This is a genomic window from Streptomyces sp. NPDC031225, assembly GCF_055570355.1.
In genome coordinates, this window is record NZ_JBVIHJ010000001.1 from 29,191 (window position 1) to 49,217 (window position 20,027).

Below are 20,027 nucleotides of genomic sequence, written 5' to 3' on the forward strand. Positions count from 1 at the left end.
ACCCTAGATGTCCTCGCCGACCCTTCGCCTGTACACCTCGACCACTCGCTCCAGAGAGTCCGCGAGGTACACGGCGAGCAGCCGTTCCGCCTCTTCCGGGTCGCCCGCCTGAAGCGCCCCGAGGATCTGCTCGTTGCGGGCCAGGTACGGCTCGTGCAGGGCCTTGGGGTCGTCCACCACGTGGAAGGCCAGGCGGAGTTCGGCGAAGACACTGCGCATCAGTTCGTCGGTGCGGTCGCTGGCCGCGAGGGCGACGAGCTCCCGGTGGAAGTGGATGTTGGCCGTGCCCAGCGTTTTCCAGTCGCCTTCGCGCACCGCCCGCTGCCCCTCCACGACGGCCTCGGCAAGGGCGTCCAGGGCGTACGGGGGCTCGCCCAGCCCGCGGACGACGGCGCACTCCACGAGGGCGCGGGTCCGGTAGATGTCCTCGACGTCCTCGACCGCCAGGACCCGGACGAACACACCGCGGTTCAGCTCGTGGACGAGCAGTCGCTCGTGCGTGAGCAGCCGGAACGCCTCGCGCAGGGTGTTGCGGGAGACCCCGAGCGCACCGCCGATGCTGTCCTCAGACAGCCGGGTGCCGGGCGGGAAGTAGCCCTCCGCGATGCGGCTTCTGAGGATGTCCGAGACCCGTTCGGCCGTGCTGGTACGGCCCAGGAGGGCGCGGTCGTCGGCCAGTCCGCTCAGCTGCTCTGCCATGCCCGGAATTCAACCGCAGAGAGGAGAACGAAACAACAGGGGTATTGAAGGATCGTTGAACGATCCTCTACGTTGAGGAAACACCGCACGGCTCAGCTCCGCACCCTCCGTCCTCCCACTGCGAGGTGCCCATGAGCACGACCCCGCCACCCCAGTCCCTCACCACCGAGCCCACGACGACCGAACGCACCGCCGAAGACGGGGCGTTGACCTGGCTCCGAGCTCTCGGCCCACGCGGCCGCCGCGCGTTCGCCGGCGCCTTCGGCGGCTACGCACTGGACTCCTACGACTACTTCACGCTCCCGCTGAGCATGGTCGCGCTGGCCGCGTATTTCGGCCTGGACAGCGGCCAGACCGGTCTCTTCACCACCGTCACCCTGGTGGCCTCCGGCATCGGCGGGGCGCTGGCGGGGGTGCTGGCCGACCGGGCCGGCCGGGTCCGGGCGCTGATGATCACGGTGATCACCTACGCGGTCTTCACCGTGGCCTGCGGCTTCGCATCGAACTTCGAGTCCCTGCTGGTCTTCCGCGCCCTCCAGGGCCTCGGTTTCGGCGGCGAGTGGGCGGTCGGCGCGATCCTGGTCGCCGAGTACGCGAGCAGCAGGCACCGGGGCCGCACCCTGGGCGCGATCCAGAGCTCGTGGGCAGTGGGCTGGGCGCTGGCCGTGATCGTGTACACGCTGGTCTTCTCGGTCTTCGACGACGGCACGGCATGGCGCGTGATGTTCTGGACCGGAGCACTGCCCGCACTGCTCGTCGTCTGGATGCGGCGCCGGGTCCAGGACGCCCCCGAGGCGATCGCGGTGCGCGAGAAGAGCGCCGGCAAGGGCTCGTTCACGGCGATCTTCAAGCCGGACCTGCTGCGTACGACGGTCTTCGCGGTGCTGCTGTCCACCGGCGTCCAGGGCGGCTACTACACGCTCGCGACCTGGGTGCCGACGTATCTCAAGAGCGACCGCGGACTGTCGGTCGTCGGCACCGGCGGCTATCTGACGTTCCTGATCTCCGGTGCCTTCCTCGGCTACCTCACCGGCGGTTATCTCACCGACCGGCTGGGCCGCCGGCGCAACATCTGGCTCTTCGCGCTGCTGTCGGCCGTCTGCATCGTGGCCTACGGCAACATCCCGCACGGAGCCGACACCCTGCTCCTGGTCCTCGGGTTCCCGCTCGGGTTCTGCATGTCGGCGATCTTCAGCGGCTTCGGGTCCTATCTGAGCGAGCTGTACCCGACGGCGGTGCGCGGCTCGGGACAGGGCTTCACGTACAACACCGGCCGCGCGATCGGCGCGGCCTTCCCGACCGCCGTCGGCTTCCTGGCCGACAGTTGGGGTGTGGGCGGGGCGCTGGTCTTCGGCGCCATCGGCTACGGCATCGCCGCCCTCGCCCTGCTCGGTCTGCCGGAGACACGTGGAAAGGAACTCGCGTGAACCCTCTGCCGCAGACCCGTGGGAAGGACATCGCATGAACCGCACCGAAGACCGTCCTCTGACCCTCGTCGACGAGCACGCGCACGCGTGGAGCCCGGCTCAGGCCCGCACCCGCTTCCGCGCGGGCCTGACGGGCCCCACCGCCGGGGTCGCGGCCGGCCACACCCAGGTCAACCTGATCTCGGTGCCCGCCGACTGGGCGTACGACATGCTGCTGTTCTGCCAGCGCAACCCCAAGCCCTGCCCCGTCCTCGACGTCACGGACGCCGGCGACTGGACCACCGTCCTCGCCGACGGCGCGGACCTGCGCACCGATCTGCCCCGCTACCGGGTGTGGGAGCACGGCGAACTGGTGGACGAGCCGACGGACGTGCGCGCCCATTGGCGCGACGACCTGGTGTCGTTCCTGATCGGGTGCAGTTTCACCTTCGAATGGGCGCTTTCCGAGGCGGGCGTCCCGATCCGGCACATTCAGCAGGGCCGGAACGTTCCCATGTATGTGACCGATCGCCAGTGCCGACCGGCGGGCAGGCTGCACGGCCCGATGGTGGTGTCCATGCGCCCGGTGCCGCCGCAGCACCTCGCCGCCGCCCTCAGGGAGAGCAGCCTGCTCCCCGCGGTGCACGGCAGCCCCGTCCACTGCGGCGATCCCTCGGGGCTCGGCATCGACGACCTCGGCCGCCCGGACTTCGGTGACGCGGTGGTTGCCGAACCGGACGACATCCCGGTGTTCTGGGCCTGCGGGGTGACGCCCCAGGCCGCCGTGATGGCCTCGCGCCCCCCGTTCGCCCTCACCCACGCGCCGGGCCAGATGTTCCTGACGGACGCCCGCGACGCACAGTACCGAGTGGCCTGAGAAGCCCGGAAGGAGACACGAGAAGTACATGAGCTCGATCGATCTGAACGCCGACCTCGGCGAGGGCTTCGGCCGCTGGCAGCTGACCGACGACGAACAACTGCTGTCCGTCGTCACCAGCGCCAACGTGGCCTGTGGGTTCCACGCCGGAGACGCGGTCACCATGCGGCGGGTGTGCGAGCTGGCGGCCGCGCGCGGGGTCCGGGTCGGCGCCCAGGTCTCCTACCGGGACCTGGCGGGGTTCGGACGGCGCGCGATGGACGTGCCGTCCGCCGAGCTGACGGCCGAGGTGGCCTACCAGATCGGCGCCCTGGAGGTCTTCGCCCGTGCGGCGGGCACACGCGTGTCCTACGTCAAACCGCACGGTGCGCTCTACAACCGGGTCGTGCACGACGAGGAGCAGGCCGCGGCGGTCGTCGCCGGCGTGCTCCTCGCGGACGCGACGCTGCCGGTGCTGGGCCTGCCCGGCTCGCGTCTCCTGGAGGCGGCGGCCAAGGCGGGCCTGCCCGGCGTCACGGAGGCCTTCGCGGACCGCGCCTACACCGAGGAGGGCACGCTGGTGCCGCGCGGCCAGGAGGGCGCGGTGGTCACCGATCCGGAGGCGGTCGTGGAGCGCTCACTGGGTCTGGCCCGGGACCGCGCGGTCATCTCCCGCTCCGGTGCCCGCATCGAGGTCGCGGCCCGCTCGCTGTGCCTGCACGGGGACACCCCGGGCGCGGTGGAGCTGGCCCGCCGGGTCCGGGAACGGCTGGAGGCGTCGGGCGTCCGCGTGGAGGCCTTCGCATGAGGGCCCTGCCGGTCGGGACCGACGCCCTGCTCGTCGAGGTGTCCTCGGGCGAGGAGGCCCAGGCCCTGCACGCCGAGCTGGTGCGCCGCCGCGCGGAGGGCTCACTGTCGGTCCGCGAGATCGTCCCCGCGGCCCGCACGGTCCTCCTCGACGGCCTCGCCGAACCTGCCCGCCTGGCCGCCGAACTCACCGCCGCCGACGTACCGCCCGCCCCCGCACGCCCGCGTGCGGCGATCGAACTCCCGGTGCGCTACGACGGCCCCGACCTGGCCGACGTGGCCGCGTACTGGGGCGTCTCCCGCCAGGAGGTGGCCCGCATCCACGCCGGCACCGAGTTCACGGTCGCCTTCTGCGGATTCGCCCCGGGCTTCGGCTACCTCACCGGCCTGCCCGCCCGCTACGACGTCCCGCGCCGGACCACCCCGCGCACGGCCGTCCCGGCGGGTTCGGTGGCGCTCGCGGGGCCGTACACGGGCGTCTATCCGCGCGCGTCACCTGGCGGCTGGCAGCTCATCGGCACCACGGACGCGGTTCTGTGGGACCACGCGCGGGTGCCGGCCGCACTGCTCTCGCCGGGGACACGGGTCCGCTTCGTGGAGTCGCCATGACGGACCGCGCCCTCTCCGTCGTACGCGCCGGAGCACTCACCACCGTCCAGGACCGGGGCAGGCCCGGCCACGCCCACCTCGGCGTACCCCGCTCCGGCGCCCTCGACGGCCCCGCGGCGGACCTCGCCAATCGGCTGGTCGGCAACCGCCCCGACGCGGCTGTCCTGGAGACCACGCTCAACGGCTGTGCGGTACGCCCCCGTTCGGCGGTCACCGTGGCCGTCACGGGCGCCCCATGCCAGGTCACGGTGGACGCCCGCCCGGCGGCCTGGGGCGCGCCGGTGCGTGTGCCGGGGGGAGCGCTGCTGGTCATCGGGCCGGCCGTCCGCGGGGTACGCAGCTATCTGGCCCTCTCCGGCGGCATCACCGTGGAACCGGTGCTCGGCAGCCGCTCCACGGACCTCCTGTCCGGACTGGGCCCGGCCCCCCTCACGGACGGCGCGGTACTCCCCCTCGGCCCCCCGGAATCACTCCACACGCGCGTGGACACGGCCCCGCAGCCGGCGCCTCCCGCGGAACTCGTCCTGCGCGTCACGCTGGGCCCACGGGACGACTGGTTCACGCGGCAATCGGTGAGGGCCTTCACGTCGGGCACCTTCCGGGTGTCCTCGGCGAGCAACCGTATCGGCCTGCGCACGGAAGGGCCGGCCCTGGAGAGAGCGTTCACGGGTGAACTCCCCAGCGAGGGCATGGTCCTGGGCGCGGTCCAGGTGCCGCCCGACGGCAGACCGGTGGTCTTCCTCGCCGACCATCCGACCACCGGCGGTTACCCGGTGATCGGTGTGGTCAGCGGGGCCGACCTCCCTGCGGCGGCCCAGGCGGTGCCAGGAACCCCGGTGCGCTTCGTAGCGGTACGACGCCGCTGACTCACCCAGGGGCGCGGGGAACTGCGCGACCAGCCCCCACCTACCCGCACCCGGCCACGCACTCATGCCGCCTCGGGCCGTTGCTCCTGAACGGACAACGCGGTCAAAGCCATGGACACCGCGTGCGCGGCCCGCAGATCGAGCCGCCCGCTGGTCCCCCGCGCGCGATGCCGCATCTCGTCCACGGCCAGCGTCACCAGCTGCGGCAGCAGATCGGTGCAGCGCCGCACGACCCACCCGGTGCCCGCGGTGGCCAGCCACCACATGCTCGCCGACTTCGTGGGCACGGGAGACTCCGGCTCGGTCGAGTGCGGGGCCCCCGTCGCAACACCCCGTTCCACCAGTACCTGGTGGAACCGCGCCGCCAGCTGCCGGTGTCCCCGCTCGCTGGGATGCAGCCGATCCGCGCTCCACATCGCCCGCTCGGTGGTCCAACTTCCTTGGGCGGCATGCAGATGCACCGCCCCGTAGCGCTCGGACAGTGCGTGCACCACGGTGTTGACCGCCCGCTGCCGCCGTGCGAGCGGCCGGGCCAGCGCACCGGGCAGCCCGAACATCGTGCCCGGGTCGGGAAGACACGCGGTGAGCAGCAGCGCGCCCTGCTCGCGGAAGGCGGCGTAGACCGTGTCGAGCTGTGCGGCCACGGCATGGATGTCGAAGGTGCAGCGCAGGGTGTCGTTCACACCGACGACCACAGACACGACGTCGGGCCGCAGGTCGAGCCCCGCGGGCAGTTGCCGCTGCAGCACGTCCCGGGTCTGCGCCCCGCTCACCGCGAGGTTGGTGAAGTCCACCTCCCCGGGGGAGAGCCCGTCGGCGAGCAGCGCGGCCCAGCCACGCCACCCGCCCGCGACGGGATCCCCCACGCCCTCGGTGAGCGAGTCACCGAGGGCGACGAAGCGCGGGCCTGTCATGCCACGCCCCCGGGCACGGAACGCCGTACGAGGACGTCCGCGTCGTGCGCGGCGAGGAACGCCCGGACCGCCGTGTCCCACCCGAAGCACTCCGCACGCGCGCGTGCGACCTCCCGGCGCTCCGGCTCGGACTGTTCGAGCAGCATGTCCACGGCGTCCGCGAAGGCCTCCCCGCGGTCGGCGGCGACGGCCCCCGCGGAGCCGATCACCTCCGGCAGCGCGGAGGAGGCGCTCACCACCACCGGCGTACCGCAGGCCATCGCCTCCAGTGCGGCGAGCCCGAACGTCTCGGCGGGTCCAGGAGCCAGGCACACGTCGGCTGAGGCCTGGAGCGCGCCGAGCAGTCCGCGGTCGGAGACGTGTCCGAGGAACGTGACCGGCAGCCCGCGTTCCCGCGCCCGCTGCTCCAGGCGCGGCCGCAGCGGCCCGTCCCCGGCCACCACGAGCACCACCCGCCGACCTCGCCGTACGAGCGCCTCCACGGCGTCCAGGGCCGTGCTCGGCCGTTTCTCCACGGACAGCCGGGTGCAGGTCACGAGCAGTGTCTCGGCCTCGCGCGCGTACCGGTCCCGGAGGCCCGCGTCGCGCAGTGCCGGACGCCGCTCGACCAGATCGACGCCGAGCGGGGCCCGTACGACGTTGCGGGCCCCGATCCGCACGAACTCCCGCTCGGCGAACTCCGTGGTGCACACCACGCGCGCGTACGTGTGCGCCGTACGGACGTTGAGGGCGTCGGCGGTGCGCCGGGCCGCCCCCTCCGAGAGACCCCAGGTGCGGAGCACGCCGTCGGCGGTCTCGTGGGAGACCATCACGGCGGGGACCCGGGCCCGCCGGGCCCACCTGCCGGTCCACCTGAGGGTCGTACGGTCGGAAACCTCCAGGCGGTCGGGGGCGAGTTCCTCCAGGAGCCGCGCCACGCGCCGCTTGTCGGCGAGGACGCGGTAGCCGCCGGTGCCGGGCAGCAGCGGGCCGGGCAGGGTGATGATCCGTCCCTGCCCGGTCTGCCGGTCGCTCGCTCGGTCGCCCGGCACGACGAGCACGGACTCGTGCCCGGCCGCCTCGTATCCCTTGCCGAGCTCGCGCAGGGCGGTGCGCAGGCCGCCCGAGGCGGGGGCGACGAAGTTCGCCAGACGCACGATCCGCAGTGACTGTCCGCTCATGCCGCCACCGCCGTCTTCCGGCCGCTGAGCACGGCTGCGTAGTGGCCGATCAGCTGGTCGCCGACGGCCGCCCAGGTACGTCCCTCGACCATGGTCCGCGCGGCGGCACCGAACGCGGCACGCATCCCGGGGTCGGCGGCGAGGGACCACACCGCGTCCCGTACGGCGGCCGGGTCGCGCGGCGGGACGAGGAACCCGGTGCGTCCGTGGGCGACCAGGTCCAGCGGGCCGCCCACGGCCGGGGCGACGACGGGCACTCCGCTTGCCATGGCCTCCTGCACGGTCTGGCAGAAGGTCTCGAAGGGGCCGGTGTGCGCGAAGACGTCGAAGGAGGCGAAGATCCGGGCCAGTTCGTCGCCCATGCGGCGGCCCAGGAGGACCGCGCCGGGGAGCGCCTGCTCGAGATGGGGCGCGCTCGGCCCGTCACCGACCACCACGACCTTGACGCCGTCCAGACGGCACACGTCGGCCAGCAGCTCGATGTGCTTCTCGGGCGCGAGCCGCCCGACATAGCCGACGATCGTCTCGCCGTTCGGGGCGAGGTGGCGGCGCAGGGCCTCGTCGCGCAGACGGGGGTGGAAGCGGGCGGTGTCCACGCCGCGCGGCCACAGCTTGACCCGGGGCACGCCGTGCGCCTCCAAGTCGTGCAGGGACGCGCTGGACGGGGCGAGGGTGAGGTCGGCGGCGGCATGGACGGAGCGGATACGGCGCCAGGCGGCGGCCTCGCCCGCGTGCACGTAGGTGCGGGCGTATCCGGCGAGGTCGGTCTGGTAGACGGCCACGGCGGGGACACCGAGCCGGGTGGCGGCGGCCATGCCGCGGACGCCGAGGACGAAGGGGCTGGCCAGGTGGACGACGTCGGCGCGGTGCTCGGCGATCGCCGCGGCCACGCGCCTGCTGGGGAGGGCGACGCGGACCTGGGGGTAGCCCGGGAGGGGAAGGGAGGGGACTCGGACGACGGGGCACGGCGCGAGGGCGTCCACGCCGGGCTCGGGGCCGGACGCGGTGGCCGGCGCGACGACGAGCGGGAGGTGACCGCGATCTACGAGGTGCCGGGCGGTCTGGAGCGCGCAGTGGGCCACGCCGTTCACATCGGGGGGAAAGGATTCGGTCACGATGACGACACGCATACGGCTGTTGTCGCCGCGCCGGACGTGGTCACGTCAACGTGGATCTTTCCGGGCGGGGAACGTCCCATGAGCGTTCCGCTGCGCACCCGGGCAGGTCGGGCCGCGTCCATGCGTACCTGCCCCGCGGGTCACCCCGAGTTCATCCGGTGGGCGTGACGGTGCCCACCGGTGCTCGTCGGGGGCGCGTTTCACATGGCGGCGGCGTCCGGTCCGATGCGGCTGCGGACCACGGTCTGCACCTCGCCCTCCTCGGCCGGGTCGGCGGCGAGCCGGCGCAGTCGCTCCACGACCCTGGCGTCGCCGGTCTCGGCGTGCCGGGCGGCGATCTCGCGGGTGGTCTCCTCGCAGTCCCACAGGCATTCGACGGCGAATCCGGTGGGGAAGGAGGGGTCGGTGGCGGCGAGCGCGTGGGCGGCCCGGCCCCGTAGCTGGGAGGACGCCGTCTCCCGGTAGATGTGCCGCAGCACGGGGGCGGCACAGGCGATGCCGAGCCGGCCGGTGCCGTCGACGAGGGTCCACAGGGTGGGCGCGTCGGGGCCCTCACCCCGTACGGCTTCCCTGAGGGCCGCGAGCACGAGGTCCCGGTCCTGGGTTCCGCCCAGACAGGCGAGCATGCGTCCGGCGGCGGCCCCCAGTGGATCGGGCCGACGGGCCCAGCCGCGCGCCCGGTCCACGGCCGCGATACTGCGCATACGTTCGAACGACTCGAGTGCGGCCTCCACGACGGCCACCGAGCCGGTGACGACGGCCGTCTCGATCAGGTCGAAGGCCTCGGGATCATTGCTGTCGGTGAGATAGCGCAGCGCGGTGCACCTCGCCCCCTCGGTGCCGTCCTTGGCCGCCGCGACGATCTCGGGGCGGTCCTCGGGCCCTGCGACGGCGGTCAGGCACCGGGCGGCGGGCACATACAGGGCAGCCCCCCGCTCGACTCCTTGCTGGGCCCACTCGAAGACGGCCTGCACGCTCCATCCCGGGCGGGGCCCGGCAGGTCGCATCTGCCGTTGCCAGAGGTCGAAACAGCCGCTCTCCTGCGCAGCACGCACGCGTGTGGAGACGGATTCGCGCGGATCGTCGGCCCAAAGGCGCCAGGGCCTCGGCTCGAAGGCGTCACGGACGGCGGTGGCCAGTTCGGCCTCACCCTCGGGATCGGTCCCGAAGCGTGCGAGGACGGGGGCCGCGAGGGAGCGCAGACCGGCGTCGTCGTCCCGCAGTGCCAGTTCGTCAAGTGCCCAGGCCCAGTTGGAGCCCGAGGCGGCGTACCTGCGCAGGAGTTCGAGCGCGTCGCGCCTGCCGTAGGAGGCGAGATGGCCGAGGACGGCGAGGGCGAGGCCCGTGCGTGACTCCTCGGTGTCGAAGACGTCGTCGACCTCGAAGAGGTGCGCCTCGATCTCGTCGAGCTCGCCGTTCAGGTCGAGGTAGAGACGGGCGTAGTAGAGCGAGCGGTTCTCCACCTGCCAGTCGTGGCGGGGATCGCGCAGTACGCAGTGGTTCAGGGCCGCGAGCGCCTCGGCTCGCGGGGCGGTGAGCGCGTGCAGTGTGCCGTCGCCGCGGCCCCGCTGGAGCAGGCCGAGCAGCGTGCCGCTGGGCGCTATGACCGGATCGAACATGGGAAACAGCCTCACATCAAGCGTCGACGCAACCGGGGACGTGCATTACCTGGCCGCGTGCCAACACGTCGGGGCGCCCGCCGTTTCCTGCTTGCTGTAAGCCATCTTCCTCTGCCTCTCGTCGGTGGCCCATACGGACCCGTGTCATGGCCCGCGCGGTGCGGCATCACCTGCCCTGCCATCACGTTCGTGAACCACGACGTCATGATGACCCGGCACTTCCGTCTGCCGCGACCGAAATTTCGGCGGCCCCGTACCGCCTCCCCCGTTTTCCGTGTTTCAGCTGGTCAGAACATACGGATCAGTGTGCGCCGAACAGTTCGAGCAGTTCCGCCCGGCCGAACATCCTGGCCGTGTCCATGGCGGACGGCGTGCCCTCGGAGGGGTCGGCGCCACCCTCCAGCAGAACCTTGATGACGTCCGCGGAGCCCTTGAAGACAGCCCCGGCGAGCGGTGTCTGGCCCCGGTCGTTGACGCCGCCCGCCGCCGCTCCGCGGGCCACCAGGGCGCTCACCGCGTCCGCGTGGCCGTGGTAGGCGGCGAGCATCACGAGCGAGTCCCCGCGGTCGTTGGTGAGGCCTGCCGGAACACCCGCGTCGACGTACGCCACGAGAGCCTCGGTCTGCCCCTGCCGGGCCAGATCGAAGATCTTGGTCGCCAGCTCCACGACCTCGGGGTCGGGGGCTTCAGTCATCGGCCGGTCCGCCTCTCATACAACCGTTCAGGTGAATCGCAAGGGTACTGGCTCGCGCGGCAGATGACCCGAAGTGCCGGAGGTAAAGATCACCACGGCTCCGCCAATTCGGTGAAATCAGGAGAAATTCACTCATTTGCAGCTTTTGTCGTATGGATACATGCTGTGATCCTGGAAGTACTCATGGTGACTGTCCCCACGAACCAGGAGCACCCAATGATCCTCTCCATCTCGGGCGTCGTACTGCTCGGCATCGTCGTCTTCATCTTCTTCCGCAAGGACGGGCTCAAGGCCTCACACGCCCTGATCTCGGCGCTGTTCGGCTTCTACCTGGCCAGCACGGCCATCGCCCCGAGCATCAAGGCCGGCGGCGAGAGCCTGGCGAGCCTCCTCGGCGGCATCAAGTTCTGACGCCGCCCCTCCCGTCCGTACGCACCTTCAGGAGACCGCAGTGGCCCGCCGCCCCCTTCCCCGCATCCTGAGCACAGGCAGCGCGCAGATCGCCCGTAGCCGGGAGCTGGCCCGGACGGCGGCCGACAGCGCCACCGACGTCCTCCACCCGCTGATCACGATCACCCGCGGTCTGCGCCGGCTGGCCTCGGCCGGCCGGCGCAGATGGGCCGACACCCCCAAGGACAGACGCGGACCGCTGCTGTTCCTGGCGGCCTCGGTGGTCCTGGTCGTGGCACTCGTGCCGTACGGCCCGCTGCTCGCCGTCATCACCGTGATGGCGGCGGCGGCCTGGCAGGGCCGGGACCACGGGCGGCCGGAGCCGGAAGGACCCGACGAGTCGCAGACACAGCGCCTCCAGTCGCTGTACGAAGCGCTCGTCCCGTACTTCTCGGCGCCCGAGGACCCGGCCCCGCTGTACACGCACGGCGGCGAATGGGAGAAGGCCTTCCCCGCGTACGACTTCGACGGCACCGGCCGGATCACCCGCCTGGTGATCCACTACCCGGCGTACTTCACCGACGGCGAGGCCCAGTCCCGGGCCCGCATCGAGCAGTTGCTGCACGCCAAGTCGGGACGTGGCCGCGAGTACCACTTCACCTGGGACGAGGAGGGCAACCAGCTCACGGTCGCCGTCCTCGCCCCGCTGCCCACCGACATCGCCGCCCAGCGCTTCGTCACCGCCCCGGGCGAGACGGTGCTCGGCTTCACCGACCCCACCCAGGTCCAGCGCACGCTGCCGCTCGGCTACGGCGACGTGCAACGCGACGTCCCACCGGTGGTGTGGCGCACCGGCATCCGCTCCACCGAGCCGCACCTGCTGGTCATGGGCCAGCCCGGCAGCGGCACGTCGACCCTGCTGCGTTCCATCGCGCTCCAGGCCCTGCAGTACGGCGATGTCGTCGTCGTCGAGGGCGGCGGCACCGGCGAGTACGCGTGCCTGACCGGGCGGGACGGGGTTCTCGCGGTCGAGTGCGGGCTGGCGGGGGCCCTGGCGAGCCTGGAATGGGCGGCGACCGAGACGGAACGCCGGCTGATCGCGGTCAACCAGGCCCGTCAGGCGGGTCACCCGCCGCCGGACGACACCAAGCGCCCGCTGTGGATCCTCCTGGACCGTCCGAGCGCCTTCACCCACCTGGCGTCCGCGGACGGCCGCACGGATCCGCAGTCCCTGCTTCAGGTCCCCCTGCGGCATGGTCGTGCGGCGAACGTCACCGTGGTGGTGGCCGACCAGTTCGACAGCGCGGAGGCGTTGAGCGATCCGGTACGGCAGCACACACGCGCGCGTGTCGTGCTGGGCCCGGCGACGCCGGACCAGTTGGAGGCCGTGCTGGGGGCGCCCGCGCACACGACTCCGGTCGCGCAGGTCCCGCCCGGCCGCGGGTACGCCCGCCTGGGCACCGGGCCGGTCCACCGCCTTCAGGTCCCGGCGACTCCGGATCCGTACGACGAGGCGACGAGCGAGGCGCACCGGCAGGCGGTGCTGGCGTTGCTGCCGCCGCGGACGACGCCGGCGGACGGGGAGACGGTCCCCGCGGAGAAGGTCCCCGCGGAGGCGGTTCCCGCGGAAGCAGTGATCGCCGAAGCGCCGTAACCACCAGCGGTTGTGGTGCGGCTGCAGGTGCGTGGGGGCCGGTCGCGCAGTTCCCCGCGCCCCTGGGTGGCCCCCGACCAGCGGCCGCTTTCGTTCACGCGACGATCGTACGAGGTGCCTCTCCGCTCCCGGACCCCCCGTTCTCCACCACGCGTGCCGCCGCGGCCAGTCGGGTCGCGGCCTCCTCTGCCAGCGCACCGCCCACCGTGAACGGGAGCCGCACATACCCCTCGAAGGCACCGTCGACCCCGAACCGTGGCCCTGACGGGACCCGCACGCCCACCCGTTCCCCGACCGCGGCCAGCCTCGACCCGGACAGCCCCCCGGCCCGCACCCACAACGTCAGCCCGCCCTGCGGCACCTCGAACTCCCACGAGGGCAGCTCCTTGCGCACGGCCGCCACCAACGCGTCCCGGTTCTCCCGGGCCTGTTCCCGCCGCAGTTGCACCGCCTGCTCCCAGCCCCCGGTGGTGAACAGCCAGTTCACGGCCAGTTGCTCCAGCACCGGCGTCCCGAGGTCGGCGTAGGCCCGTGCGGCGACCAGACTGCGGATCACGTCCGGCGCCGCCCGCACCCAGCCGATCCGCATCCCCGCCCAGAACGCCTTGCTGGCGGAGCCGACGGTGATCACGGTGGACCCGGCCGGGTCGAAGGCGCACACCTGCCGCGGCATCGAGACGTCCTCGTCCAGCCACAGCTCGGTCATCGTCTCGTCCGCCACCAGCACGGTCCCCGCGGACCGCGCAGCCTCCACCAACTGCCGCCGCTGATCCTCGCCGGCGAGCGCACCGGTCGGGTTGTGGAAATCGGCGACGACATAGGCGATCCGCGGCGCCGCGTCCCGCAGCACCTGACGCCAGCGGTCCATGTCCCAGCCGGTCAGCCCGTCCGCCATCGCGACGGGCACGAGCCGGGCGCCCGCCTCCCGCATCAGCTGAAGGATGTTGGCGTACGAAGGCGACTCGACGGCGATCCGCTCCCCGCGCCCCCCGAACAGGTGACAGATGGCGTCGATCGCACCCATCGCCCCCGTCGTGACCATGATCTGCTCCGGCATGGTCGGGATCCCGCGCGCGCTGTACCGCTCGGCGATCATCGCGCGCAGCGCGGGCAGCCCGGCCGGGTAGTCGCCGTGCGTGTGGGCGTAGGGCGGCAGTTCCTCCAGGGCACCCTGCACCGCACGCGTCAGCCACGGTTCCGGGGCGGGCAGCGCCGCGCAGCCCAGGTCGATCACCGAACCGAGGGCCTCGGGCGGGAGGGGTTCGAGGCCGCGCGCGGGGAGGGGGTTCCCGGCCGGGACCGCCGTCCAGCTGCCCGCGCCGCGCCGGGACTCCAGGAAACCCTCGGCACGCAGCGCCTCGTAGGCCGCCGCGACGGTCGTACGGCTGACCGAGAGGGAGAGGGCCAGCTCGCGTTCCGCGGGCAGGCGGGCCGCCACCGGGACCCGCCCTTCCAGGACCAGCAGGCGGATGCCGTCGGCGAGTGCGCGGTAGGCCGGCGGGCGGCGCGTGCCGGGGCCCGCCGGGCGGTCCTGCTGGGAGTTGAGCAGCCGGGCGAGCTGCGCGGCACCCACTGCCGAGGTCCACTGCGTCACCGAAATCAGTCCACCTTCCCCGAATTGGCCATGGATGGCGTGCCATCCCAAGCCACAGAGTGACATGCGTCAGGCCACTACCACCATGGGGGGACCCACCGTGTCCACGCAGAGCCGTCTCGGGCGACGGTTGATCCAGCTGTACGTCGGACTCGCTCTGTACGGAGCCAGCTCCGCGCTGCTCGTCGAGGCGGGCCTCGGCCTCGAGCCCTGGGGCGTGCTGCACCAGGGGCTCGCCGAGCTGACGGGGCTGTCGATCGGTGTCGTGTCGATCATCGTGGGCGCGGCGGTGCTGCTCCTGTGGATCCCGCTGCGCCAGCGACCGGGCCTCGGCACGGTCTCCAACGTCTTCGTGGTCGGCATCGCCATGGACGCCACCCTCGCCGCGGTCCCCGACACGCACGGTCTCGCCGTACGCATCCCTCTTTTGATGGTCGGCATCGCGCTCAACGGTGTGGCCACCGGTCTCTACATCGCCGCCAGCTTCGGCCCGGGCCCGAGGGACGGGCTGATGACCGGGCTGCACCGGCGGACGGGCCGTTCGATCCGTCTGATGCGGACCGCGGTCGAAGTGGCCGTCGTGGTCACGGGATTCGCCCTCGGCGGCACCATCGGCATCGGCACGGTCCTGTACGCGGTGTCCATCGGGCCGCTCGCCCAGCGCTTCCTGCGTGTGTTCGCCGTTCCCACGGCATCCGACGGCAGCACGGTCGTTGCCGTCGGGCAACCGCGGGGAGCGATAATCCGTCCGTGACCTCGCGGATATGCCACCCCTACCTCGACCATCCCGGCCCGATCCCCTTCGCCCACCGGGGCGGGGCGGCGGACGGCCTGGAGAACACCGCGTCCCAGTTCCGGCGGGCGGTCGAGGCGGGGTACCGGTACCTGGAGACGGACGTCCACGCGACGGCGGACGGCAAGCTGGTCGCCTTCCACGACGCGACGCTGGACCGGATGACCGACGGCGCGGGCCGGATAGCCGACCTGCGCTGGGCGGTCGTAGGGCGCGCGCGGGTGGCGGGCAAGGAGCCGGTGCCGCTCTTCGAGGAGCTCCTGGAGACCTTCCCCGAGGCGCGCTGGAACGTCGACGTCAAGGCCGAGCCCGCGCTTCAGCCGCTCCTGGAGCTCATCGAGCGCACCGGCGCCTGGGACCGGATCTGCGTCGGCTCCTTCTCGGAGGCACGGGTGATGCGCGCCCAGCGGCTGGCCGGGCCACGTCTGGCGACGTCGTACGGCACCCGGGGCGTGCTCAACCTGCGGCTGCGCTCATGGGGAGTGCCGGCGACGCCGCGCCGCTCGGCCGTCGCCGCCCAGGTGCCCGAGGCCCAGTCCGGCATCCCGGTGGTCGACCGCCGGTTCGTGCGCACCGCCCACGCGCGCGGGCTCCAGGTGCACGTGTGGACCATCAACGAACCCGATCGCATGCACCGGCTCCTGGACCTGGGAGTCGATGGCATCATGACCGATCACATCGACACACTGCGCAAGGTCATGGAGGACCGGGGCATCTGGGTCTGACCCCTGGCCGGCCCGTCCCTCCCCCCGGCCCGCGCACGGCATTCACGGGGAAGCGAGGGCACGGGTGGGCACCGACACCGTGCGGGCGGGCTCGGCGGACGAGGCCGCCGAACGGCGGCGCGAGCAGCGCGGCTGGTACTTCTACGACTGGGCGTGCTCCGTCTACTCGACGAGCGTCCTCACCGTGTTCCTCGGCCCCTACCTGACCTCGGTCGCCAAGAACGCAGCGGACGCGGACGGCTACGTCCATCCACTGGGTATCCCGGTGCGTGCCGGCTCCTTCTTCGCGTACTCGGTGTCCCTGTCGGTGATCGTCGCCGTGCTGGTGATGCCCCTGGTGGGCGCCGCCGCCGACCGCTCCGGCCGCAAGAAGCCCCTGCTGGCCGCAGCCGCCTACACCGGGGCCGCCGCGACGACCGCCATGTTCTTCCTCGGCGGCGAGCGGTATCTCCTCGGCGGGATCCTGCTGATCGTCGCGAACGCCGCGCAGTCCGTGGCGACCATGCTCTACAACTCCTACCTCCCGCAGATCGCCCCGCCCGAGGAACGCGACGCGGTCTCCTCCAAGGGCTGGGCGTTCGGCTATGCGGCGGGCTCCCTGGTCCTGGTCGTGAATCTCGTCCTCTACACCGGCCACGAGTCCTTCGGCCTCTCCGAGAGCGCGGCGGTCCGCATCTGCCTGGCCTCGGCGGGGCTGTGGTGGGGCGCCTTCGCCGTGATCCCGCTCCGCCGGCTGCGGGACCGCCGTGCCGCCCCGGAGCGCGCGAAGGAGTCGACGGCCCCCGGCTTCCGGCAGTTCGCGGCCACCGTCCGCGACATGCGCCGCCACCCGCTCACACTCGCCTTCCTGCTCGCGTACCTCATCTACAACGACGGCATCCAGACCGTGATCTCCCAGGCCTCGGTCTACGGCTCCGAGGAACTGGGCCTGGGACAGTCGACCCTCATCACGGCCGTGCTCCTGGTCCAGGTACTGGCGGTGGCGGGGGCGCTCGCGCTCGGGCGACTCGCCCGGGCGTACGGGGCCAAACGCACGATCCTCGGCTCGCTGGTCGCCTGGGCGGGGGTCCTGGGGGCCGGATACTTCCTGCCCGCCGGCGCGCCCGGGTGGTTCTTCGTCCTGGCCGCGGGGATCGGGCTCGTGCTCGGCGGCAGTCAGGCCCTGTCCCGCTCCCTGTTCTCGCATCTCGTCCCGCCGGGCAAGGAGGCCGAATACTTCTCGGCATACGAGATGAGCGACCGGGGCATGAGCTGGCTGGGCCCGCTCCTGTTCGGGATCACCTACCAGCTGACGGGAAGTTACCGGGACGCGATCATCTCGCTGGTGGTCTTCTTCGTCATCGGATTCGTGCTGCTCGCACGGGTTCCGGTGGGGCGGGCGATCAGCGACGCGGGCAATCCGGTACCGGAAAGGATTTAGCGTTCAACACGAAAGCGCTGTAGTGTACGCGTTTGGCCTGCCAGGCGTACCGTTACTGCGCGTCAAAGAAGCCGAACGCTGGGTGACATCTACTAGCAGATGTGACAAACCGGGCACTGGTGGGTACAACAAGGGGCGGCTACGACGGCGACGCATTGCCCGGGACGGGACCCGGAACGGGAATCTTTACCGCCGACCGGACGTTGACCGGATGACGACGACAGCGACACCTGTCCTGTGGGCGACAAGCCCGGGAGGCACGATTCATGAGTGAGCGAGCTCTTCGCGGCACGCGCCTCGTGGTGACCAGCTACGAGACGGACCGCGGCATCGACCTGGCCCCGCGCCAGGCCGTGGAGTACGCATGCGAGAAGGGGCACCGCTTCGAGATGCCCTTCTCGGTCGAGGCGGAGATCCCGCCCGAGTGGGAGTGCAAGGTCTGCGGGGCCCAGGCACTTCTCGTGGACGGCGACGGCCCTGAGGAAAAGAAGGCCAAGCCTGCGCGTACACATTGGGACATGCTGATGGAGCGACGCACCCGAGAGGAACTCGAAGAGGTCCTTGAGGAGCGTCTGGCGGTTCTGCGTTCGGGGGCGATGAACATCGCTGTTCACCCCCGGGACAGCCGCAAGTCGGCCTGAGCGGGACACAACAGCACATACGAGAACCCGCGGGCGCGGTACGTGATCCACGTACCGCGCCCGCGGGTTTTCGGCTGCCCCCGGCTGCCCCGCGGCCGGCTCAGCGCGTGAGCGGCGGGCGCGGCCCCTGCGGGGTGTCGCCGCCCGGCTCGTCGCGGACGATGACCTCGCCCTGGACCACCTTGCCGTCGGGGCGCTGCATACGGGCCTGCTGGAAGGCGTCGCCCAGGGTGCCCGGAACGGCCTCGCGCAGCTTGCGGTCGAAGGTGCGCTCGGCATAGCGGCCGACGGCCTTCTGGACCGGCGGGATCAGCAGGAGCAGGCCCACCGCGTCGGAGACCAGGCCGGGGATCATCAGGAGCAGGCCGCCCAGCATCATCAGGCCGTTGCCCCCGCTGCCGGAGCCCGACGGGGCGCCGCCCCGTTGGAGCGCCTCGTTCAGGTTCTGGAAGGCACGGCGGCCGGCCCGCTTGATCACCACCGAGCCGAGGACGAAGCCGGCGACCAGCAGCAGGAACACCGCGAACCCGCTCGCCGCGCCCGCGACCACGGTCAGCAGCCAGATCTCCAGCACCAGCCAGGCGGCGACGCCCAGCGGCAGGAAGGTGCGCACACGGGAGCGGCGGGGCCGGACGGGGTACGTGGGGGTCGGAGCGCCTGTCGTCATACGTCCAGTGTGCCTGGGCACTGCTCAGCACGGGATAAGGAGACGATCAGCCGCGGCTGTGAGGTCGTGGGACTACGGCTGTGGGCGCTTTCCCCGGGCCGTGATGCGGCCGACCCGCTCCCCCACACCCCAGGTGGTGACCCGCCACAGGGCCTCCACGAGGATGTCGCGGCTCATCTTCGAGTCGCCGAGTTCGCGCTCCACGAAGGTGATGGGCACCTCGACGACGTGGTAGCCGGCCTTGACCGCGCGGCGGGCGAGGTCGACCTGGAAGCAGTAACCCTGGGACGCGACGTCGTCGAGGCCGAGGCCTTCCAGGGTCTCGCGGCGGAAGGCGCGGTAACCGCCGGTGATGTCACGCAGGGGCAGGTCGAGGGCGACACGGGAGTAGAGGCTGCCGCCGCGGGAGATGAACTCGCGGGACTTGGGCCAGTTCACGACCCGGCCGCCGGGCACCCAGCGGGAGCCGAGGACCAGGTCGGCGCTCTTGAGGGCGGTGAGCAGACGGGGCAGTTCCTCGGGCTGGTGGGAGCCGTCGGCGTCCATCTCGACCAGGACGCCGTAGCCGTGCTCCAGGCCCCAGCGGAAGCCCGCGAGGTAGGCGGCGCCGAGGCCTTCCTTGCCCTTGCGGTGCAGCACCTGCACCTGGTCGTCCTCGACGGCGAGTTCGTCGGCGAGCTTGCCGGTGCCGTCGGGGCTGTTGTCGTCGGCCACGAGCACGTGCGCCTCCGGGACGGCCTTGCGCACCCGGCCGACGATGGCCTTGATGTTCTCCGCCTCGTCGTAGGTCGGAATGATCACCAAGGTCGTGCCGAGCGGGCCGAACCGCGTCCCCTGTGCCGTGCGGGCCCCGTCGCCGTCGTTCACTGCTGCCCCTTCGAGTCATTGCGCAGGCGTCCACCATAATGGGCGCGGCCTGCGATGACGTGACAAGGCGTTCGTATGCTGGTGTCGTTTCCACAAAAGCAGGGTAAGAGTCCGATTTTCACCGTTGTGGAAATCGCGGTCCCTGCTGCGGATGGGGGCCCGGCGCCCTTCGGGCCGACCTGGGGCCCGCTGGCTGCGGGTCGACCGAAAGCCGTTGTCTACTGAGCGCCCGGGCCCCACCCGGGTCACACCTCCCCGGCCGGACGGAACGTTCCCTCGCCGTGGCGCGAGCGCTGAGCCTGGCTCCCAGTGGCGGTGCTCCGGTGCGGTACACCGTCCCTGACCCAGCGGCGCTGCGACGACTGGGTGGAGGTTCCCCGGTCGGGTGTCCGGTGGTGGACCCGGCCGAACCTACCGGCCCCCTGCCGTCGCCTGTCAACAGTCCTCCGACCTGCGCATCTGCCACCAACGCGCTGGTCAGCGGGGAGGATGCGCAGGTCGCGCGACAGGGGGCGTGCGGCCGATCCG

The 20,027-nt window shown here is 72.1% G+C and carries 20 protein-coding genes; 11 read left to right on the plus strand and 9 right to left on the minus strand.

Annotated features, from left to right (window positions below):
- Positions 1-3: 3 nt before the first annotated feature.
- Positions 4-699, minus strand: a complete 696-nt coding sequence (locus tag ACZ48Z_RS00110) for a GntR family transcriptional regulator (protein WP_468733509.1) — start codon at positions 697-699, stop codon at positions 4-6.
- A 131-nt stretch (positions 700-830) separates the two neighbouring features.
- Here ACZ48Z_RS00110 and ACZ48Z_RS00115 point away from each other — a divergent pair, with 131 nt between their 5' ends.
- The 5 genes from ACZ48Z_RS00115 to ACZ48Z_RS00135 are packed head-to-tail and all read left to right on the plus strand — an operon-like array spanning position 831 to position 5,243.
- Positions 831-2,126 (plus strand): MFS transporter, encoded by a 1,296-nt coding sequence (locus tag ACZ48Z_RS00115; protein WP_468733510.1) that lies wholly within the window; start codon positions 831-833, stop codon positions 2,124-2,126.
- 34 nt (positions 2,127-2,160) lie between these two features.
- Positions 2,161-2,982 carry a putative hydro-lyase gene (locus ACZ48Z_RS00120; protein WP_468733511.1) on the plus strand — a complete coding sequence of 274 codons (822 nt, stop codon included), beginning with the start codon at positions 2,161-2,163 and terminating at the stop codon, positions 2,980-2,982.
- A gap of 28 nt (positions 2,983-3,010) precedes the next feature.
- The gene (locus tag ACZ48Z_RS00125) at positions 3,011-3,769 is read left to right on the plus strand and encodes a LamB/YcsF family protein (protein WP_468733512.1); all 759 of its coding nucleotides are present in this window, start codon (positions 3,011-3,013) and stop codon (positions 3,767-3,769) included.
- On the plus strand, positions 3,766-4,377 hold the full coding sequence (locus ACZ48Z_RS00130) for a 5-oxoprolinase subunit B family protein (RefSeq protein ID WP_468733513.1): 612 nt from the start codon (positions 3,766-3,768) through the stop codon (positions 4,375-4,377). Before ACZ48Z_RS00125 ends, ACZ48Z_RS00130 begins: the two co-directional genes overlap by 4 nt.
- Positions 4,374-5,243, plus strand: coding sequence for a 5-oxoprolinase subunit C family protein (locus tag ACZ48Z_RS00135; protein ID WP_468733514.1), 870 nt, complete (start codon positions 4,374-4,376; stop codon positions 5,241-5,243). Before ACZ48Z_RS00130 ends, ACZ48Z_RS00135 begins: the two co-directional genes overlap by 4 nt.
- A 62-nt stretch (positions 5,244-5,305) precedes the next feature.
- On the opposite strand, the gene ACZ48Z_RS00140 is transcribed toward ACZ48Z_RS00135, so the two are convergent.
- The 5 genes from ACZ48Z_RS00140 to ACZ48Z_RS00160 form a co-directional block, all read right to left on the minus strand.
- Positions 5,306-6,157 (minus strand): SGNH/GDSL hydrolase family protein, encoded by an 852-nt coding sequence (locus ACZ48Z_RS00140; RefSeq protein ID WP_468733515.1) that lies wholly within the window; start codon positions 6,155-6,157, stop codon positions 5,306-5,308.
- Positions 6,154-7,317, minus strand: coding sequence for a glycosyltransferase (locus ACZ48Z_RS00145; protein ID WP_468733516.1), 1,164 nt, complete (start codon positions 7,315-7,317; stop codon positions 6,154-6,156). The genes ACZ48Z_RS00140 and ACZ48Z_RS00145 overlap by 4 nt, the downstream gene beginning before the upstream one ends.
- A complete protein-coding gene (locus ACZ48Z_RS00150; protein WP_468733517.1) occupies positions 7,314-8,447 on the minus strand; it encodes a glycosyltransferase family 4 protein in 1,134 nt (377 codons plus the stop codon). Before ACZ48Z_RS00150 ends, ACZ48Z_RS00145 begins: the two co-directional genes overlap by 4 nt.
- Before the next feature lie 188 nt (positions 8,448-8,635).
- Positions 8,636-10,054, minus strand: a complete 1,419-nt coding sequence (locus ACZ48Z_RS00155; RefSeq protein ID WP_468733518.1) for a HEAT repeat domain-containing protein — start codon at positions 10,052-10,054, stop codon at positions 8,636-8,638.
- Positions 10,055-10,355: 301 nt separating this feature from the next.
- Complete coding sequence (locus ACZ48Z_RS00160) at positions 10,356-10,748, minus strand: ankyrin repeat domain-containing protein (protein ID WP_468733519.1); 393 nt, start codon at positions 10,746-10,748, stop codon at positions 10,356-10,358.
- A 216-nt stretch (positions 10,749-10,964) separates the two neighbouring features.
- Here ACZ48Z_RS00160 and ACZ48Z_RS00165 point away from each other — a divergent pair, with 216 nt between their 5' ends.
- Together ACZ48Z_RS00165 and ACZ48Z_RS00170 are read left to right on the plus strand one after the other, a co-directional pair.
- The gene (locus ACZ48Z_RS00165) at positions 10,965-11,159 is read left to right on the plus strand and encodes a hypothetical protein (protein ID WP_007380617.1); all 195 of its coding nucleotides are present in this window, start codon (positions 10,965-10,967) and stop codon (positions 11,157-11,159) included.
- A gap of 40 nt (positions 11,160-11,199) precedes the next feature.
- On the plus strand, positions 11,200-12,792 hold the full coding sequence (locus ACZ48Z_RS00170; RefSeq protein WP_468733520.1) for a hypothetical protein: 1,593 nt from the start codon (positions 11,200-11,202) through the stop codon (positions 12,790-12,792).
- 94 nt (positions 12,793-12,886) lie between these two features.
- Here the strand turns inward: ACZ48Z_RS00170 and ACZ48Z_RS00175 are convergent, their stop codons facing one another.
- Positions 12,887-14,386: an SCO1417 family PLP biosynthesis transcription factor gene (locus tag ACZ48Z_RS00175; protein ID WP_468733521.1), complete on the minus strand. Its 1,500-nt coding sequence runs from the start codon at positions 14,384-14,386 to the stop codon at positions 12,887-12,889.
- Positions 14,387-14,450: 64 nt separating this feature from the next.
- Here ACZ48Z_RS00175 and yczE point away from each other — a divergent pair, with 64 nt between their 5' ends.
- From yczE to ACZ48Z_RS00195, 4 genes are all read left to right on the plus strand, one after another.
- A complete protein-coding gene (gene yczE, locus ACZ48Z_RS00180; RefSeq protein ID WP_468733522.1) occupies positions 14,451-15,140 on the plus strand; it encodes a membrane protein YczE in 690 nt (229 codons plus the stop codon).
- Positions 15,137-15,904, plus strand: coding sequence for a glycerophosphodiester phosphodiesterase (locus tag ACZ48Z_RS00185; RefSeq protein WP_468733523.1), 768 nt, complete (start codon positions 15,137-15,139; stop codon positions 15,902-15,904). The genes yczE and ACZ48Z_RS00185 overlap by 4 nt, the downstream gene beginning before the upstream one ends.
- Before the next feature lie 64 nt (positions 15,905-15,968).
- The gene (locus ACZ48Z_RS00190; protein ID WP_468733524.1) at positions 15,969-17,324 is read left to right on the plus strand and encodes an MFS transporter; all 1,356 of its coding nucleotides are present in this window, start codon (positions 15,969-15,971) and stop codon (positions 17,322-17,324) included.
- A 266-nt stretch (positions 17,325-17,590) separates the two neighbouring features.
- Positions 17,591-17,965 (plus strand): RNA polymerase-binding protein RbpA, encoded by a 375-nt coding sequence (locus ACZ48Z_RS00195; protein WP_003977404.1) that lies wholly within the window; start codon positions 17,591-17,593, stop codon positions 17,963-17,965.
- Positions 17,966-18,065: 100 nt separating this feature from the next.
- Here ACZ48Z_RS00195 and fxsA read toward each other — a convergent pair whose 3' ends face one another.
- Both fxsA and ACZ48Z_RS00205 read right to left on the minus strand, forming a co-directional pair.
- Positions 18,066-18,632, minus strand: coding sequence for an FxsA family membrane protein (fxsA, locus tag ACZ48Z_RS00200; RefSeq protein WP_468733525.1), 567 nt, complete (start codon positions 18,630-18,632; stop codon positions 18,066-18,068).
- A 72-nt stretch (positions 18,633-18,704) separates the two neighbouring features.
- Positions 18,705-19,499 carry a polyprenol monophosphomannose synthase gene (locus ACZ48Z_RS00205; RefSeq protein WP_468733526.1) on the minus strand — a complete coding sequence of 265 codons (795 nt, stop codon included), beginning with the start codon at positions 19,497-19,499 and terminating at the stop codon, positions 18,705-18,707.
- Positions 19,500-20,027 lie beyond the last annotated feature (528 nt).